The organism is Rhodococcus sp. PAE-6, assembly GCF_025290685.1.
GTDB classification, from domain to species: domain Bacteria; phylum Actinomycetota; class Actinomycetes; order Mycobacteriales; family Mycobacteriaceae; genus Rhodococcus; species Rhodococcus pyridinivorans.
The window spans coordinates 30677-48725 of the sequence record NZ_JAOCLZ010000004.1; the positions used below are offsets into that span (position 1 = coordinate 30677).

Here is an 18049-nt window from a genome sequence, read left to right on the forward strand (position 1 = left end):
GTGCTCACGAGAAGTTTCCTCGGTCTCTCGTCCACCATCGCATCCCTTACATTCGAGGCAGTCGGCAACGGGAGTCCCGCGGATGCGACAGGGACAGTGGACGCGGTGGTGGCCGCTCGCGGTCGCAGCGGCGTTCGTCGTGCTGCTCGCCGCGACGAACGCGATCCCGACCTGGCCCGGACTGCTCCACCTGGTCGCCCTGCCGCCCCTGGATCAGTTCACCGACCTGCGGGTCCTGATGTCACGGGCACCGTCGTGGCCCGCCTTCCTAATCCTGTTCGCTCTGGTCGCCGTAGCCCGGGTCGTGCTCATGGCGTGGCTCCTGGACGGCCTCGACGTCCGGCGTCTGCGCTGTGCGGTTCTGTTCTATGCGGTCGCATTCGGGCCGGTGCTGGTGGCAGCGTGCGCCGACGCCACCGCATACGCGGTGCTCTATGCCCGGATGTTCTGGCCCGCCGTCGCCCTCATTGCGATGATGGCGCTCGTCCTCGGACCGGTCCCTTGGCAGGGTCGATTCCGGTTGCGGGAGGCCGGCGCACTGACGTGGCGTCGTGGACTGCGAATCGAAGTGATGGTGCCGTATTGCGCAGTCGTCGCGACGCTGGGTGTAGTGGCAGACCGGCTTCCCGCCCTCACGGTGCCGCTCGTACCGGTCTCGGCCCTCGCGACCGGCCTGGCGATCGCGATGATGGATCGTCCCTCGCTGCGCAGACCGAGGTCGGTCCTGGCCGCGTTCGTCGCGGTGCTCGTCGCCGTGTCGATAACGTTCGTCACGACCCACGAGTCCGGCAGGCCCGAACCCGGCCCGCCGCAGCCGGGTTCGCTGATGATCCTGTCCGGAATCAACTCGGCCTCGGGACAGGGCAGGATCCACGCGACGGACGTCCACCGCCTCGGTTACGACTGCGAGCAGGTGCACTACTTCTCGTATGCCGGACCGGGCGACGGACAGCCGCAACACAACGCGACCTGCCCGATCCGCACGGGCGCCCCCTACGGGCCGAGCGATACCCAGCGTCCGTTCGGCGAGCAGGTCGACCTGTTCGCCCAGCAGGCGTCCGCGCTTCCTCGACCGCTGACGGTCGCGGCGCATTCGCATGCCGTATGGGTGGTGTGGGAAGCGGTCGCAACCGGGCGGGTCGACGCCGACGTGCTCCTGCTGATCGGACCGTTTCCGAGCACCCCGACCGGATACCCTCCACCACATGTGAACGAGCCGGGGCGGGTCGTGGGCGACCTGCTGCGGGCCGCCGTCCCCGTCACCGACCTGTTCCGCCTGCATTTCGACCCCGAGACACCGGCCGCCCGGGAACTGCTCGGCACCGCGGGAGCGGCCGAATCCATTCTTGCCCAATCTCTTCCCGTTAGAGTGCGGGCAATCACCCTCCCGTCGGTCACCGACCTACCCTTGACGGGCGACAGGCAATTCGACGTCGAACGAAACGGATGTCCGGCCCGGACTGCCCACCCCAACCTTCCGTTGTCACCGGCCTTCGAGGACACAGCCATCCGCTTCCTGAACAATCGCCCTCCTCCGCCGTGCCCAGCATGGCGGGGGTGGGTCGCGGCGATCGCGGGGCCGTTCGGGATGCCCGGCCGAGGTGGGTAGTCCCGGCAGCTGCGGACAGGGAACGCAGTCTATGCGCTCTGCACGTCCGCCGAGTCGTTGACCGCGCGAATGGTCTGGACGAGGCGCAGAGCCTGCTCGGGTTCGAAGACCTGATCCGGACCCTGTGGGGCGTAGTCGGTGAACGGCGGCTCGTACAGCAGACCGGGATCCATCGCCCCGTGTTTCGTGAGGTGCGCGACGATCAGGTTGACGAAGTCGATCTGGCTGGCGCTCGCTGTCCGTCCCTCCAGGAAGTCCGCGAACGCCTGCTGAACGGCCTGCTTGTCGAGACCGACCAGTGACCGCACGAAGCGACCGAGGCCCTTCGCGTTCTCGACTGCGCGCTCGAGGTCCTCCTTCTCCCCCGCGCCGCTACGGACGAGCAGTTCTTCGAGGGACGCGAGGTCTGCTTCGGTGAGAGGCTTGCCCGACCGAAGCTTCTGCAGTGCCAGGTTGTCGGGCTGATAGCGGAGGTAGTCGCGCACCTTGGCGTTGAACCGGTCGGTGTCGGTCCCCGATCGCAACTCGGGCATGTCGCGTTCGACGACCTCGCCGAGGGTGTCCTGGAAGTCCGTGTAGACGATGGTGCGCTTCTTCTTCTCCAGCAGGCCGACAAGCGAACGCATCTCCTTACGAGCGTGTTCGAGCATCGGCGGCGTGATGTCCCGCCACCACTCGTCGGACGCCACTTCGCGGAGCAATGGTTCTTTGGCAGCCACCTTCGGAATGGACAGTTGTTCGAGCAGTCCGTCCGCGATCTCCCGGATCGACGTCTCGTACTTCGGCAACGCTCCGTCGCCGTAGAGCACCGAAAGTTGCCCCCGCAGGATGACCAGGTCGAAACGTTTGGCCATCTCGTCGCTGTCCGGCACCGCGGTGGGAAGGTCGGCCAGCGATTCGACGATCTCCGCTGCCTTCTGTTCGTTCAGCGAATCCCACGCGCTGCGATCCGAGTACTTCTCGACTTCGCGGCGCCGCGGCCGCACCAAGAAGTTCTCGGTGTTCATGCCGAGGACGGTGCGGTGGAGCCGGTCTGCCGTCTCGGTCCTCAGAGCCGGATAGTCGGCAGTCTTCTCGAGCGCGACGAGCATTTCCGTTCGTGCTTCGAACAGCCGCGCAGACAAGGGACGCGCAAGGGCGCCTTCGGAGGCGTCGGGGTACTGATCGAAGAACTCGAAGTTGCCGCACAGGTCGAAGATGAAGAAGTCTTCCTTGTCCTGTCCCGGCCCGTACAGGTCCGGGCACAGACGCGTGCCACGTCCCACCATCTGCCAGAACTTCGACTTCGACCGAACCGGTTTGAAGAAGACGAGGTTCACCACTTCGGGGACGTCGATGCCGGTGTCGAGCATGTCGACCGAGATGGCGATGTGGGGTTCCTGGTCGGGCTGCGAGAACTTGTCGATGAGGTCCTGGCCGTGGGAGACGGCGTGGGTGATGACCCGCGCGAAGCTGCCCTTGTACTGCGGGTAGTTGTGGTCGAATCGGTCGGCGATGAACTGGGCGTGCTTCTGGTTCTTCGCGAAGATGATCGTCTTCCCGAGCCGATCCCCGCCCGCGACCTTGTGCCCGCGGGTCATCAGTACTTCGAGTGCCTTGTCGACGGTGTCGGTGTTGAACAGCCACTTGTTGACGGCTTCGGCGGCCACTGCGTCCGGTAGTTCGTCTTCGTCGGCATCGTCGCCCCAGTCGGTGGATTCCCACCGCTGACGTTCTTCTTCGGACAGCTCACTGCGCTTGATTCCCTTCAGCGGGAACGCGAGCGGGACCGTCACGGCGCGCGGCGGGACGAGATAGCCGTCGGCGATGGCATCGTCGAGTTCGTAATTGCCGGTGGGGACGCCGGTTTCGAGGTTGAACAACTTGTAGGTGTTGTAGTCGACCTCGTCTTTGGGAGTGGCGGTGAGGCCGAGAAGAAGCGAGTCGAAGTATTCGAAGATGCGCCGGTACTTCTGATACACCGAGCGGTGCGCCTCGTCGATCACGACGAGATCGAAGTGCCCCGGCCCGAAACGTCGTCGGCCGTCCTCCATCTCGTTGATCAGACCCATCATCGTGGGATACGTCGCGACGTAGACGCGGCCTTCGGTGCTCTTGTCGGTGAGCAGGTTGACCGGTGCCGAGTCGGGCAGGTGGGTCTTGAAAGCATTCACGGCCTGCTTGACCAGAGCCACACGGTCGGCGAGGAACAGAACCCGTTTGACCCAATTGGCGCGCATGAGCATGTCGGTGAGCGCGATGACAGTTCGTGTCTTACCGGACCCTGTTGCCATGACGAGCAGCGCCGCACGCTCGCGGTCGTTCTCGAAGTGTTCGGTCACCTGCCGTAACGCCGCTTCCTGGTAGGGGCGGCCGGCGATATGCTTGGGGATTTCGATGGATGCGAGCGGTTTACGGGTACGACGGCGCTGCATCTCGAGCGTCAACTCGTCGCGCGTGTGGAAACCCTCGATCGGACGAGGAGCGTAGTGCAGGTCGTCCCAGATATAGGTTTCGAACCCGTTGGTGTAGTAGATGATCGGACGCTGACCGTACTGCGCTTCGAGCCGGTCGGCATACAGTTTAGCCTGCTGTTGTCCCACGACGGCGTCCTTGGACGTGCGCTTGGCTTCGACGACAGCCAGGGGCAGACCGTCCGCGCTCCACAGCACGTAGTCGACGAATCCGTTCTTGCCGTCGGGCATGCCGGTGACGGGCACTTCCTTGCCCACCCTGTCGTCCGACCATCCGGCCTCGGCCAAGAGCAGATCGATGATGTCGCGGCGGGTCTGCGCTTCGTCGTAGTCGTGGGTGTCGGGTACAGCACGGGCCGCCGCCTGCGCTGCGGCGACCTGCTGCTGAAGCTGCGCGACGAGCTCTTCGAGGTTCTTGGTGACGAGTTCTTTCGCCTCGATCTCGGCGTTGCGCCCTTCGAGCTGTTCGATGAGCAGGCGACGCTGCTCTTCGGCGTCCTCGAGCTGCTGGTCTTTCTCGGCGAGCTGGTCTTCAAGTTTCTTGAGTTGCGCCAGTGACTTCGCCACCACTGCCCCGCCGCCGGGCTTGGGAAGTCGTGCCGGGTCGAACTGCGCGGTCGGGGACGGTTTGCTGCTGGGCTGAGTGGCATAGGTGCGCGCGAGCCACGACAGGATATGGAAGAGTTCGGCGAGCACTCGGCGGCCGACATCCTGCGAAACCGGTTTGGCTTCGTGAACGGCCTTATTGCCGTACTCCCGGATCAGATTCATCTTCGGAAGCACTTGCGGAGGAACGACCGTCTTGAAGACCGGGTCGTGCAGGCGAGCCGCGAGGTCGCTCTTGTAGGGGACCTGGATCTCTTCGACTCGGTACAGCCACTTGACGACGAGTTCGACGGTGCGGCGTGCGTAGAAACAGGTGGTGCGCGGGTCGAACAGGGCGTCGCGCTCGGCTTTCTTCGCCTCGGCGTGCAGCTGCGGCCACTCGGCCTGAAGGAAGTCGAAGTTCCCCACCATGCCCTCTGGTCCTCCTTGTAATCGGGTCGCACCTGTTCGACCCATCGTGCCTGTATCGGTGCCGAGCCGGGTGACGCTACACCGCAGAGCCGACAAAGCTCTATGGGAGCGTCGCCGTTCATCAACCTTCAACCAACTCCCCCGCTGTTAAAGTTTGATACATCAAACTTTGATCGCTCGCATCACGATGTAGGGATATCAACGCCATGGCCGACGTCCGAAGGCACTATTGGGAGCCCGACCTGGCATCGGGTCTGGTAGCGCGCGATCGCCGCGGTGGCACCTACGAGACCTACCAACCGGACCTCCTCGTCACCCGCGCGGTGGTGTTGCCCCCGGAAGTGACCGCACGAGCCGCGGTCACAGAGCGAGAGATCCGCAGTCTCAGCACCGGGCCGGGCGCGGCCGGCTTGGCAGGACTGTCTCGTTTGCTCCTGCGGTCCGAGGCGATCGCAAGTTCGATGATCGAAGGAATCGCACCGTCACCCCAGCAAGTGGCATTGGCCGAATTGGCCCAGAGCGAAAACGTGCGCGGATTCAGCGCGCAAGCACGGCTCGTCGCAAACAACATCACGATCCTTCGCCGCGCCTCGAACGAACTCGTCTCCACAGAGGCAGTGACAGTCGGCGACATCGAATCGCTCCACGCCGCGCTGCTACCCGACGAACGACATCACGGATTGCGCCGCGTCCAGAACTGGATAGGCGGATCGAACTGGCATCCGCTGGACGCAGAGTTCGTTCCTCCGGCTCCCGATCTGGTGCCAGGCCTCATGGAGGATCTCGTCGCGTACCTGAACGGCGGGCTTCACGGACCGTTGGTGCAGGCGGGCCTGATCCACGCCCAGTTCGAAACGATCCACCCGTTTACCGACGGCAACGGCCGGGTCGGACGCGCGTTGATCCACACCGTGCTCGCGCGGCGCGGACTTTCACCCGACGCGGTGCTCCCGATCAGTTTGGTGCTGGCCACCCTCAGCGAACGGTACGTCGACGGTCTCACCGCTTACCGATACCTCGGTGAAGCCATCGCGCCCGAGGCGATCGAGGGTATCTCCCTGTGGTTGAGCCTTTTCATCGAAGCCGCCCACATCGCGACCGAGCAGGCGCGAAGGTTGGCCGACGACGTGGCAGAGCTTCAATCGGCATGGTCCGAACGGTTGACCGCATTCCGGGCCAGTCGGGGATTGCGTCCCGAACCGCGTGCAGGTTCTGCGACCTCGCGACTTCTGGATCGTCTCCCTGAAGCCCCGGTTCTGACGGCGAGAACGGTGGAGAGAATTCTTGAAGTCTCGTTTCCGGCGGCACGGGGTTCTCTGGAGGAACTCGCCGAAGCCGGCATCCTCTCTCGTAAGAGCGTCGAGCGCGGTACCACCGGATACATTGCGCGGGAGATCCTCGACTTGGTGGGACTGGCCGAACGTCGACTCGCCAGCACCCGTTTCGACACGCGAATCTCGCCACCTCACGGTCGCGCGCCGGCGGCTCCCCGCGGGAAGTAGAGAGCCGTCACGAACTTGTCGGAGGGTTGTGTCAATCTGTCCGGCTCTCGTACAGGCGAGGGCACTCCGTACGAAACACCACGTATCCGCGGAGTAACGACGTTGACAGGAAATCGTCTTGTCCGAGTACATCCCTCCCTCTGCCGACCTTGCCGCAACGACGACGGTGAGTCCTCGGAAGCGCCGACGTTGGCCGGCCATTCTCGCTCTCGTCGCTGCACTACTCGTTGGCGGTGGAATCGGCTTCGTTGTGGGTTCCGATCCTCTCGACAGTCGTTCGGCTGCGCTGGACCAGCGCGAGCAGGACGCCGATCAGCGCGATGAGGAGATCGCACAACGCGAACGAGATTTCGCAGAAGCGAAGGAGGCCTCGAACGCGGCACTCGACAGTAGGCGGAAGGCCCTCGACGAGAAGGGCGCCGATCTCTCACGACGCGAGCAGGAATTGTTGCCGAAGGAGCGCGAGGCAGCAAAGAACGTCATCAACGGCGACGGCATCTTCCTGGTAGGCGTCGACATCAATCCCGGCACCTACCGGAACAGCGGCGGTTCACGCTGCTACTGGCAGCGTTCGAGCGGCACCAGCGGTGAATTCGGTGAGATTCTCGCGAACGGCAACGAGAGCGGACCTGCGGTTGTGACGATCCTGCCGAGTGATGTGGCGTTCACCAGCAAGCGTTGCGGCACATGGTCGTTGGTCAGCTGATCGATGAGCGCACACAAAACGGAGGATCCAGACGCGATGACCAACCGAATCACGGTCAATCCTGGCGAAGGATGAAGTCGTGAAATCCCGGGACGGTAAAAGCCAGTACTCCTCGTTCCGGAGCGTAGACAAGGCCCTTCTTGATCAGTTCGTCCCGCGGCACGGACAGAGCTGATGCGCTCGATTTACCCATTGCCGAGGCAAGCTGACGAACTGCGACTCCCTCGCCTCCCCCTTCCTGCGCCAGCGCACGCAACAACTCCTTCTGTGCGGGAGTCGCTCGATCCCACCGTGATTGATACAGACCGGCATTCACCTCACGTCTGGCGTCGTCGGTACCGTACTCGGCATCCTCAACCGTGAAAACCGGTCCTCGCGCGTTGTTCCATACAGCCTTTCCCACTTCCTGCAGGAAGTATGGATAGCCGGTAGCGGCATCGAGCGCGATCCGGAGAGCGTCTTCATCCCAGGAGACGTCCCGCTCGATGACGGGCTGAACCAGGGCAGCTCGCGCATCCTGGTCCCCGAGGACGGACAGCGTGCGGAACTGGTAGAGCCGTTCGGCGTAGCTGTTCGCCGATGCCAACTGGGAGGGCAGGGACGGCAGGCCTGCACCGACCAAGAAGACGGGCAGCACCGGCGATGTCTGGTTGATCTGGTGCATGGCGGTACTCAATGCCGCCATCTCGGAACTCTCGGCTTCCTGCAGCTCGTCGACGAGAATCAGGACACCGATGCCGACAGATCGTGCTGCGTCGCCGAGTTCGACGAGCAAGTCGGTCAGGTCTGTCGAGAGGCGCCCGGAGGCTGCATAGCCCGCAGCGGGTTCGATCTCCGCCTCGAACGCGAATACACCCAGATTCATCGACAGAGTGAACGACTTGAACACACGCAGCGCGTTGTGCAGCTTCCCCTCCCCATCCTGCCGTCTCGCAGTCCGCAAGCTGCTGAACAGAGCGGTAGCCAACTCTTCGGCGAAAGAATGCTCACGTCGGGCCTCGAACTTGGCAACGATCCATCCCTCGTTGAGAGCGATCCGCTGAGCTCGCCAAGGAGCACGGTCTTGCCGACACCACGGAGACCCGTGAGGATCCAGCTTCGATCTCCCTCGCCCAGCTCTGCGATCTTCCGACGAACCACGTCGAAGTCGGCGAAAAGAGAGTCTCTACCTGCGAGAATCGGAGGACGGAGACCCGCGCCGGGCTTGAACGGATTGAGCACCGGGTCCATGTATCAGCCTTTATAAGGACCGACCATATAAAAGTTGATAGTGCCCTCGGTACGAACGCGTGTTCGAGTTGACCTTGGAGTCAACCCGTGCGATCATCCCACCACCGGCCTGAATACAGGTCGACCCCGGAAGGTGCTACCAACACCACTCCGGGGTCTGGGCACAAGACAGAAGGAACCTGTCATGCACCGTAGGGTGGATTCTATCCACACGCCCATCAGAGGCGTGCACCAGCAATCGGCCGTCTCCCGCCGCTCCGTCACCTGGCCACCAGGTTCATCTCCGACGCTCTGACTGTTTCGCCCTTCGACCCTCGCGGTCGGAGGGCTCGAGTCGTTTCTCGAGCCTCGATGTGCACGAGGGCCGTTCCGGTAACCGAGGCACATCGGGCGCATTCGTCGCTCGTCTCCCACAGTCCGACGTCAGCGCTCGACGCTGCGAATCTCGGGTGACATTCCCCGGATTCGAAACCGACTGGGCACCAGTATCCTTCGTCTCCACAGCTGGTGGTGGAGCACCCGATCGTGAGGGTCGACACGAACGACCGGGTCCAGTATCAGCCACACGCCGACAACGGTGTGGGGCTACAGGTGCTGGCCGAGACGGTCTATCGGGGCATGGCGACCGGGCAGCGTTGGGGAAGGGGCCGAAGACTCAGGGACCCGTAGGGTCTCCGATCGGTTGGCGCAGCCGCCCGCAGGGCGCCCGCTTCTTTATCTCTTCTCGGCTTCAGCGTTACGTTCGATCTCCTCGAGCACGGCAGCAGCGAACCACGGGTTGTGGTACTGCTCGTACGGACCCCTTCCCTTCGTCACCAGCTTCTCGGCCAGCCGACGGATCGGGAGTCCACTGCCGATGAGCGCGTCGAGTTCATCGGCAGCAGCTTCGTCCGCGAGATGAGCAACCAATCTGACCGCGTCCCCGTCGGCCGATGCGAGTCGACTCGGCACCAGCTCGACCGCCGTCACAGCCTGCGCCAGCGACTCGATCGACGCGCCGGCTTCCTCTTCGAGTGCCGAGCGAGACACGTACAGCGACATGAAACCTGCTGCGAGATCGTCGCCTACAGCATCGGCCCGCTCGACAAACAGCACTTCCATCGGGCCGATGTTGAGAGTGAAAAGTCGCGCGCCGCGGTTGGTGGACGGCAGGCAGCTGAGCGTCCACTGCTCGACCTCTTCGGCCACCGGATCAGGGAACGCGCATTCGAGGTAGGCCGAGATCAAGCCGATGGACCCCGCGAACATCTCTTCGTCTCGTTCGAGCCTGCGGAAGTTCGACAACTTTAGGAGTGAACACACTCAGTAGACCAGCCGCAGTTAGTCACCGTCTACGACCCTGCGGCGCATGAGGCGTCACAACGCACCGCGGAAGAGGCGTGCCTGCAACGCCGAAAACAACATATCGAGGCTTGAGAGCGCGACCTGATGCCGCGTTCTCAAATGTCGAATAAGTTCGATCCGGGCATCGAACTCGCGTTGCAATTCGATTGGTGGAAGGAGGACCGGAATTCGTGACATTCCATCAGAATCTAGTCTCTTGGTCCCGTGACCCGCCGTGGATACCTGCGCCAAGATGTTGTTCGTCTGTACACGCAAATTGTGCGCGAGGAAGTCGGAAGTCACATCAACACTCGGTAGAACTGCTTTTATATCTTGGTTGATAGTTGCCCGTACGCGCAGAATGGACACGGGGAAGGAGTGCGCCAAGATCATCCCTCTGACAACAAAAACCACCGTATTCGGTGGTAGCAACTTCAGCGATGTGCGCTCTGTGATCCGCTCGTTGATGTGATCCTGCGAATCGAACAGATCATCCTTTTTAAGGTCCTTCGGCGAGAACCACGGCAAGGACCCCTCCCAATTTCCTGGCGTGGCTTTCGACGGCGTTCCCCCACTATAGAGGTGCCCCACTTGAGTGAGTGGTACAACCGGAAACGCCATTCTGTTCACAATCGGATCACCGAACATGTCGATAAAGATCGACTGAGCCAGTTCATCGAGGCGGGCGATCGCTTCACGGCGCTTGGCGCGGAGGGTGTCGGCGTGGGACAAAATCTCCACTACACGACGCTGGACTTCAAGCGGCGGAAGCGGGATGGCGAGTGATGCGTACTGTTTAGCATTCACGTTCGGTTGGGCCACGGCACGTTGGCTCGCAGCAACCCACGACCGGTACTGAACGCTCTGTGTGTAACGAAAGACGTACTCTGGTATGACCCGGTCGGCATCGAATTGAAATCGGATTAAATAACCGGCGTAGACAGCATCGAAGTCTACTTCCCGATGGAGGTAGGTTTTTCCAACTGTCGCTCCGGATCGAGCAAAAAGAAGGTCCCCGGGTTTGAGAAGTGCCTTCTGCCAATCTTCCTTGGAACCGTCAGGGGCTACCTTTGACCCTGTTAACTCACCGTCGTCCTGTATGTCAGTGATGCGGATATATCGCGGTCGCCCGGGTGTCCATTCTCTTGAGGACAAACCAACCCCATACTGGGGGGAGGTGGCGGCGAGCTCTCCTAAAGTCACCATCGGCCATTGTCTCACTTCGCACCCCCCGCCAGCATCCCCCGCAGCTGCGCCATCCCATCGACGATCTCCTTCTCGAGCTGATCCAGCTCGTCCAGAATCTCCTCAGGGGTGCGGTGTTCCACTTCTTCGTGGATGATTTCCTTGTAGCGGTTCAGCGACAAGTCGTAGTCCTGCGCCGCAATGTCTTCCTTCGGCACGCAGAACGACTGTTCCGTGCGCGCACGTTCCAACTCGCCGTCATTGCGATCGAACCAGCGCTTCAACACGTCCGGCAGGTTGTTCTTCGCGTGGTCATCGTCGGTCAGTTCACCTGCGAGGACGCCCAATTTGCTTTCGTCGAGCAGCGAAGTCCGCTTGTCGTCCAACGAATAACCGTCGGACTGCACGTCGTAGAACCACACGTTGTCGGTGCCGCCCGAATCCGTCTTCGTGAAGAACAGGATTGCCGTCGACACACCGGCGTATGGCTTGAACACACCCGACGGTAACTTCACCACAGCGTCGAGCTTGTGATCCTCGACGAGGATCTTCCGCAACGTCTTGTGCGCCTTCGACGAACCGAACAGGACGCCGTCGGGCACGATCACCGCCGCGCGTCCGCCCGGCTGCAGAAGGCGCAAGAACAGCGCCATGAACAACAGTTCCGTCTTCTTCGTCTTGACGATCTGCTGCAGATCCTTCGCGGTGCTCTCGTAATCGAGGTTCCCGGCAAACGGCGGATTGGCAAGGATCAACGAATACGCGCCCGCATCATCGGTATTGGCCTCCGCCAGCGAATCCCGGTAACGAACGTCGGGCTGTTCGATGCCGTGCAGGAGCATGTTCATCGAACCGATTCGCAACATCGTGTTGTCGAAGTCGAAGCCGTGGAACATATCGTGGTGGAACTGCTCGCGACCCGCACCCGAGTTGATCTCGTCCGCATGGTTCTCGCGCATGTATTCCGACGCAGCCACGAGGAAACCGCACGTGCCCGACGCGGGGTCGACGATGCGGTCGCCCGGCTTGGGCTGCGTCATCTCCACCATCAGCTGGATGATGTGGCGCGGCGTGCGGAACTGGCCGTTCTGGCCCGCGCTGGCGATCTTGGCGAGCAGGTACTCGTAGATATCGCCCTTGGTGTCGCGGTTCTCCATCGGCACCTTGTCGAGCCGGTCCACCACTCGCACCAGCATTGCGGCGTTGGGGATCGTGAGACGCGCATCCTTCATGAAGTGCGCGTAGGTCGACTCCTCACCACGCATGTTCTTGATGAACGGAAAGACACGCTCACCGACGGTGTAGAACATGTCGTCGGCCTGCATGTTCTTGAACACCGACCAGCGCAGGTCGTTGTAGTCGCGACCTTCCTCGTCGGTACCGATCGGAAACGGGTTGCCCTCCGGATCGCGTCCGAGCATGTTGGCCTTGTTGAGCGCGCGAGTCTGCTCGTCGTCCAGACGCCGGATGAACAGCAGATACGTGATCTGCTCCATCACCTCGAGCGGATTCGAGATGCCGCCCGTCCAGAATGCATCCCAAACCGCGTCGACCTTGCTTCTGACGTCACCGGTAATCACTCGGCGCTACCACCTTGTCCTGCTCGAAAGAGACCACTCGAAAGAGACCAACAGAACTGTATAGACGCGGTAGCCGACATGTCCCGACAGGGCGTTGCCGTAATGCAGGAAGCGAAACCGACGAGTGATTCCGTGCAACTCGCCGATATGCGACGATCGAAGCAGGTCAGCAGTTCAGGTCATCGGCCCGGAGGAGCGGACATGAACGATCGGCATCCCGACTTCGAGGCTTCGCTGCGGCAGATCGATCCCGACGTCGAGTCCCGCACGCCGAGGCCTCGCCGCAACAAGTACGCGATCACCCTCGGCGCGCTCGTCGCCGGTGCATGGCTCGGCGAGACGCAGCAGGTGCAGATGCAACCGACGTCGGAACTGTACGAGTGGCTGGGCGACTCCGGCCATATGGACGACGGCGACTGACGAGGAGCCATCGAGTCCGACTTTGTGTGCGAGGAAACGCCGAGAACTCGACAACAACGTCGGACTCGATTGCACCCGATCGTGTTTCCCGCATGACAGATGTGCATACTGTTGCGGGTCGTTCAGGGGGAACGACCGCGACGATCGGGGGATCATGACCGACCTCAGCATGCCCGCAGCCGGCTCCGACAGGTTCGAGGGTCTGAGCGAGACGTGGCGGTTCCGCTTCGAATTCTTCGCCGCATACGGCGTCCCGGGATCGCTGAAGACGTCTCCCGAATACACCGCGGCCTTCCGCGCCCTGCCGATGCGGCAGCGCATGAAGCTGAACATGAATCTGCTCGGGTTCCTGTTCGGCATCTTCTACCTGCTGTACCTGCGGTTGTGGAAGAAGGCGCTGGTGGTGTTCGGCGTCGGCCTCGTGCTGGGTCTCCTCGTCGTCGCGCTGGCGCTGCCCTCGACCGTCGACACCGCTCTCACACTCGGCCTGTGGCTCTACGCCGCGAGTCGCGTGAACGTCTACCACTACGAGAACCGGGTACTCGGCCGTCAGACGTGGGGCCTGTAGCCCCGGCTCCGGCGTGCACTTCTCGTCGTGAATACCGCGCAAGATCGACAGGACCTGCACACGCACGGCGGTCCCGTCGACCCCGCGCCCCGGCAGGTCACATTTACGCCGCGGGTAGGCTCGGGACCCGTGTCTGATGCCCTCACCGTCGACGACGAACCCATCGAGTCGTCCTCACGTTCGTTCCGGCGCGCGTTCCAGGATCTGCGCGAAGGCTTCAACCACCGCGAACTGTGGTTGCTGCTCGGCTGGCAGGACATCAAGCAGCGCTACCGCCGGTCGGTGCTCGGCCCGTTCTGGATCACGATCGCCACGGGTGTGTCGGCGATCGCGATGGGTGTGCTCTACGGCACGCTGTTCAACCTCGATGTCCCGGAGTTCCTGCCGTACGTCGCGCTCGGCTTCATCATCTGGAACCTGATCCAGGGGTCGATCCTCGAGGGCGCGGACGTGTTCATGTCCAACGAGGGCCTGATCAAACAGCTGCCGACGCCGCTCAGTGTGCACGTCTACCGGCTGGTGTGGCGGCAGATGATCCTGTTCGCGCACAACATCGTCATCTACATCGGCATCTTCATCTTCTTCCCACGTCAGCTGTACTGGACGGCCTTCCTCGCCATCCCGGCGCTGGCGTTGATCGCGATCAACGCGGTGTGGGTGTCGCTGGTGTTCGGCATCCTCGCCACGCGCTACCGCGACATCGCGCCGCTGCTCGGCAGCATCGTCCAGCTGCTGTTCTTCATGACACCGATCATCTGGACGGAGAAGACGCTCGAGGGCACCGGCAACGAGGGGCGGGCGCGGATCGCGGAGATCAACCCGCTCTACCACTTCCTCGACATCGTGCGGACCCCACTGCTCGGCGGCGACCAGCAGCTCTACCACTGGGTCATCGTCCTGATCATCACCGTCGTCGGCTGGGGTATCGCCCTGCTCGCGCTGCGCAACTACCGCTCGCGCGTCGCCTACTGGGTCTGAGCCGGTTCGAGCCGGACCAGCTGCGAACGGTGGATCGGCTCCCGGTCGGTGATCCGGAAACCGACGGCCTCGAGCTCCCGGTAGGTGTCGGTCTCGGTGAACCGGTGGGGTTCGAACCGCCACCACACGTTGTTCGGGTGCCACACCCGGAAGCCGGTCTCGCGCTCGCCGTCGGCGACCACCCACAGCACCTCGCATCGGGCCGCCGCGCGTCGGGCGAGTTCCGGCGGCGGAGCGTCGGTCGACCACAGGTTCACGCGGTCGACGGCGTCGTAGCCGAGCCCCACGTCGTCGAGTCCTTCCACCGCGTCGGGCCGGGCGTCAACGACCGCGCGCAGTGAGGTCGGTGCCCACGAGACGCGCGGTTCGAAAGCGACACAGTCGCCGGGTTCGGAGCGTTCGACCAGCCGGTCGGCGATCACGCTGTAGTCCATCCCGCCGGCCTTGCCGAACGGCTGTCGCTGCTGCACGTAGGCCGGCGCAACGCTGACGGCGACCGCAGTCAGCACCACCAGCATCGACCACCAGCGGGTTGCGATGCGGGCCGCCGCCCAGCCCACGAGCAGCACCATCGCGGGAACCGTGAACGACAGATAGCGCTCGAGGTACATGTTGTCCTCGAGCAGCGAGTAGCCGAGCAACAGCACCATGGGCACGGCGAAACCCGGCACAGCGAGCCACAGCAGGGTCCGCTCCCCAGGCTCCGCGCCACGACGGCACGCGGCGATCACCCCGGCGACGACGATCGCGGCGAACAAGGCGGCCGTCCACGGGGCCTGCGGGAACCACTGATCGAGAGCGATCGTGCGGACGATCGTCGAGTCGAGCGGAGGAATCCAGGCGACCTGCTTGGCCTGCGAATAGGCGAGCAGGACGAACGGCGTCGACAAGGCCGCGCCCACCCCTGCGGACAACAGGAACGCACCGCGCCCACGACCACGGACCAGCACGGCGAGGAGATGCGCGACAACGACCGTCGCGGAGTACACGAACATCACCGTCGCGACCGGCAGGACGACGGCGTACAGCGCCCACCACCGTCTACGGCCGGTCGCGCAGCCGAGCGCGACCAGCAGCGACAACACCGCGACCAGCGCCGCAGCGAAGGCATAGGACCGCGCTTCGGTGGCCGCCCAGGTCACCCGCGGCGACAGCGCGAACAGCACCCCGGCGGCGATCCCCACGCGACGACCCGCCAGCACCTGGCCGGTCGCCGTGACGGCTGCGGCACCCACCCCGAGCGCGAGCACACCGGGCAGGCGGGCGGTGAACTCGTCGACGCCCACGAGGGAGAACCAGTAGTGCAGCAGCAGATTGTGCAAGCCGTGGACGGCGTCGATCCGGGTGTGGACGCGGAGCATCCCCTCGACCGACCGGTCGGCACTCGAGATGGTGGCGGCCTCGTCCCACCACAGCGAGGGGACCCACGAGAACGCCCCTGCGACGAACACGGTCGCAATCCCGATCAGCAGGGGAAACGACCATGCCCTCACGGTCTACCCGTCGATGCCGTACAGGCGCGCCCAGTTCTCGCGGCTCGTGAGCTCGGGGAGCGCTTCCTGCCAGACCGTCTTCATCCGGGGCGCTTCCTTGCGGAGCTGCCAGCACACCTTCGCGGCCTGCTTCGCGAGGTCGACGGCGGTGTCCTTGTCGCGGTGACGCACCCGCACGGCGTTCTGCGAGGCGTCGGTGACGACGGCCTTGTCGAACAACGACACGTGCCACCACGATGCGAAGTGAGCGGGAACGGTGACCGTCCGGCGGTCGACCTTGCCGGCGAACTGCTGCACGGCACGCTTGAACAGCACCAGGCCCTCGCGCTTCTTGTCGGGCTCGAACTGCCAGACCGACATCTGCGTGTGCGGATCGGATTCCTTGCCCACCTGCGCGGCCGGAAGCGGCTTCGTCTCGGGATAGCGGTCGCGCAGTTCGCGCAGTTCCTTCAGCACGGACTGGCCGCCGTCGTAAAGGAAGTCCGGTCCGGCGAGGAAGTCCTCCGCAGCCTTGATGAAGGTCGCGGCGAGACCGTACTGCATCGAGACGATGAGCTCACTGATCTTGCGGAACAGGTACTTCGACATGTCGTTACCGTCGAAGCGCCCGTAGATGGACGAGACGATCAGGCCGTTGCGGATGCTGAAATAGCGCGCCCAGTCGTCGTAGTCCTTGAGATAGAAGTCGGCATGCCACACACCCGCATTGGGCAGGGTGACCGTCGGATGCCCCGCGTACCGGGCACGGATGCCGTATTCGATGTCGTCCCACTGGAAGAACAGCGGGATGGGCAGACCGCAGTCGGCGATGATCTCGGCGGGCAGCAGGCAGGTCCACCAGCCGTTCCAGCCGGCGTCGAAACGCATGTCCTGCTTCTTCTTCACGAGGTCGATGCCCATGCGAGCACCCGGAGTCAGTGCGCCGGCGGTGATCTCGTCGAGCACCTCACGCTCGGCCGAGACGTGCAGGACCTGGGGATTGCTCAGCGACAGCATCTGGGCGCCGACGATCGTCGGCTGCACCGTCATGTTCGCGAAAGCGTTGAGACGCAACACCGATTCGGGTTCGCACAGGATGTCGTCGTCCATGACAATGACGTTGGCGTGCTCGGCCTTGGCGGAACCGGTGATCTCGTACATGCCGCGCGAGAAGCCACCCGCACCACCGAGATTCGGCTGGGTCAGGTAGATGAGCTTGTCGCCGAGCTTGTCGGCGACCTCGGCGAACGCCGAGCGCGAGCGCACCTGGTCGGTGCCCTGGTCGACGATGCACACCGCTTCGATGTCTGCCATCGCCCCGTCGTCCGAGGCGAGAGTGCCGACGGTGACGGTGCAGTCGTCGGCGCGGTTGAACGTGCAGATGACCACAGCCGCGGGACGCAGGTGCTCGGGAGCGGCGACCGTCCAACGTGCGTCGGAGACGAGCACCGATCCGTTGCCGGCATCGATGGAGAACCACATCGCACCGCCGTCGACGAACCGTTCGATCGGCAGCTCGAGGTCGAGCTCGCCCGAACCCGACACCGTCTCGACCGTCACGATCCGCTCGCGTCCGCGTGCATCGGACGCCCACACGGTGAACTCAGCCGTACCGGAGCAGCCGTAGGTGAGCTGCAGGTTCACGGTCTTCACGTCGGTCCAGCGCTGCCAGAACGTCGCGGGAAAGCGGCCGAAATAGGTGTTGGTGTGGGCGGTCGCGCCGTCGGCGAGCTGCAGCCCGTAGCGGTCGGACGCCGCGCCACCCTTCGTGTGGACGTACATCTTCTCCGGCACGCGCGGCGACAGAGATGCGAAGACACCGCGCTGGACGATCAGCCGGTCGCGACGCACCGGTTCGGTGAGAACCTCGTCCAGTGTGTCCGCCTCATGTCCGATCGTGCTTGTGTCGCCGGCAGCTGCCTGCTCCATCGGGCTACTCCCCGCTCGTGGTCGATCCGCTGTTTTCGATGCGACAGTAGCAGCGGAAACAGGAGCTCCACGGTTGT

The 18049-nt window shown here is 63.5% G+C and carries 13 protein-coding genes; 6 read left to right on the forward strand and 7 right to left on the reverse strand.

What is annotated here, in order from left to right; translation table 11 throughout:
• Positions 1-82: 82 nt before the first annotated feature.
• The gene (locus NVV99_RS10840; protein ID WP_024102711.1) at positions 83-1609 is read left to right on the forward strand and encodes a hypothetical protein; all 1527 of its coding nucleotides are present in this window, start codon (positions 83-85) and stop codon (positions 1607-1609) included.
• Positions 1610-1638: 29 nt separating this feature from the next.
• On the opposite strand, the gene NVV99_RS10845 is transcribed toward NVV99_RS10840, so the two are convergent.
• Positions 1639-5079, reverse strand: a complete 3441-nt coding sequence (locus tag NVV99_RS10845) for a DEAD/DEAH box helicase family protein (protein ID WP_024102710.1) — start codon at positions 5077-5079, stop codon at positions 1639-1641.
• A 206-nt stretch (positions 5080-5285) separates the two neighbouring features.
• Between NVV99_RS10845 and NVV99_RS10850 the strand changes: the two genes are divergently transcribed.
• Both NVV99_RS10850 and NVV99_RS10855 read left to right on the forward strand, forming a co-directional pair.
• On the forward strand, positions 5286-6581 hold the full coding sequence (locus NVV99_RS10850; protein WP_024102709.1) for a Fic family protein: 1296 nt from the start codon (positions 5286-5288) through the stop codon (positions 6579-6581).
• 250 nt (positions 6582-6831) lie between these two features.
• On the forward strand, positions 6832-7287 hold the full coding sequence (locus NVV99_RS10855) for a hypothetical protein (RefSeq protein ID WP_024102708.1): 456 nt from the start codon (positions 6832-6834) through the stop codon (positions 7285-7287).
• Positions 7288-7342: 55 nt separating this feature from the next.
• Here NVV99_RS10855 and NVV99_RS10860 read toward each other — a convergent pair whose 3' ends face one another.
• The 4 genes from NVV99_RS10860 to NVV99_RS10875 all read right to left on the reverse strand — a co-directional run bounded on the left by NVV99_RS10860 (position 7343) and on the right by NVV99_RS10875 (position 12605).
• Positions 7343-8176: an ATP-binding protein gene (locus NVV99_RS10860; protein ID WP_242411674.1), complete on the reverse strand. Its 834-nt coding sequence runs from the start codon at positions 8174-8176 to the stop codon at positions 7343-7345.
• 1055 nt (positions 8177-9231) lie between these two features.
• Positions 9232-9705, reverse strand: coding sequence for a hypothetical protein (locus NVV99_RS10865; RefSeq protein WP_260782882.1), 474 nt, complete (start codon positions 9703-9705; stop codon positions 9232-9234).
• Between the two features lie 168 nt (positions 9706-9873).
• A complete protein-coding gene (locus NVV99_RS10870; protein WP_080678519.1) occupies positions 9874-11046 on the reverse strand; it encodes a restriction endonuclease subunit S in 1173 nt (390 codons plus the stop codon).
• A gap of 11 nt (positions 11047-11057) precedes the next feature.
• On the reverse strand, positions 11058-12605 hold the full coding sequence (locus NVV99_RS10875) for a class I SAM-dependent DNA methyltransferase (RefSeq protein WP_024102704.1): 1548 nt from the start codon (positions 12603-12605) through the stop codon (positions 11058-11060).
• 201 nt (positions 12606-12806) lie between these two features.
• On the opposite strand from NVV99_RS10875, the gene NVV99_RS10880 reads away from it, so the two are divergent.
• The 3 genes from NVV99_RS10880 to NVV99_RS10890 all read left to right on the forward strand — a co-directional run bounded on the left by NVV99_RS10880 (position 12807) and on the right by NVV99_RS10890 (position 14571).
• On the forward strand, positions 12807-13025 hold the full coding sequence (locus tag NVV99_RS10880; protein WP_041803521.1) for a hypothetical protein: 219 nt from the start codon (positions 12807-12809) through the stop codon (positions 13023-13025).
• A gap of 154 nt (positions 13026-13179) precedes the next feature.
• Positions 13180-13593: a DUF2628 domain-containing protein gene (locus tag NVV99_RS10885; protein ID WP_041803520.1), complete on the forward strand. Its 414-nt coding sequence runs from the start codon at positions 13180-13182 to the stop codon at positions 13591-13593.
• 129 nt (positions 13594-13722) lie between these two features.
• Positions 13723-14571, forward strand: a complete 849-nt coding sequence (locus NVV99_RS10890) for an ABC transporter permease (protein WP_006553471.1) — start codon at positions 13723-13725, stop codon at positions 14569-14571.
• Here the strand turns inward: NVV99_RS10890 and NVV99_RS10895 are convergent.
• On the reverse strand, positions 14559-16022 hold the full coding sequence (locus NVV99_RS10895) for a glycosyltransferase family 39 protein (RefSeq protein WP_242411673.1): 1464 nt from the start codon (positions 16020-16022) through the stop codon (positions 14559-14561). The genes NVV99_RS10890 and NVV99_RS10895 overlap by 13 nt on opposite strands.
• A gap of 45 nt (positions 16023-16067) precedes the next feature.
• Entirely contained in the window at positions 16068-17972 is a 1905-nt protein-coding gene (locus NVV99_RS10900; protein ID WP_024102700.1) for a glycosyltransferase, read from the reverse strand.
• Positions 17973-18049: the final 77 nt, after the last annotated feature.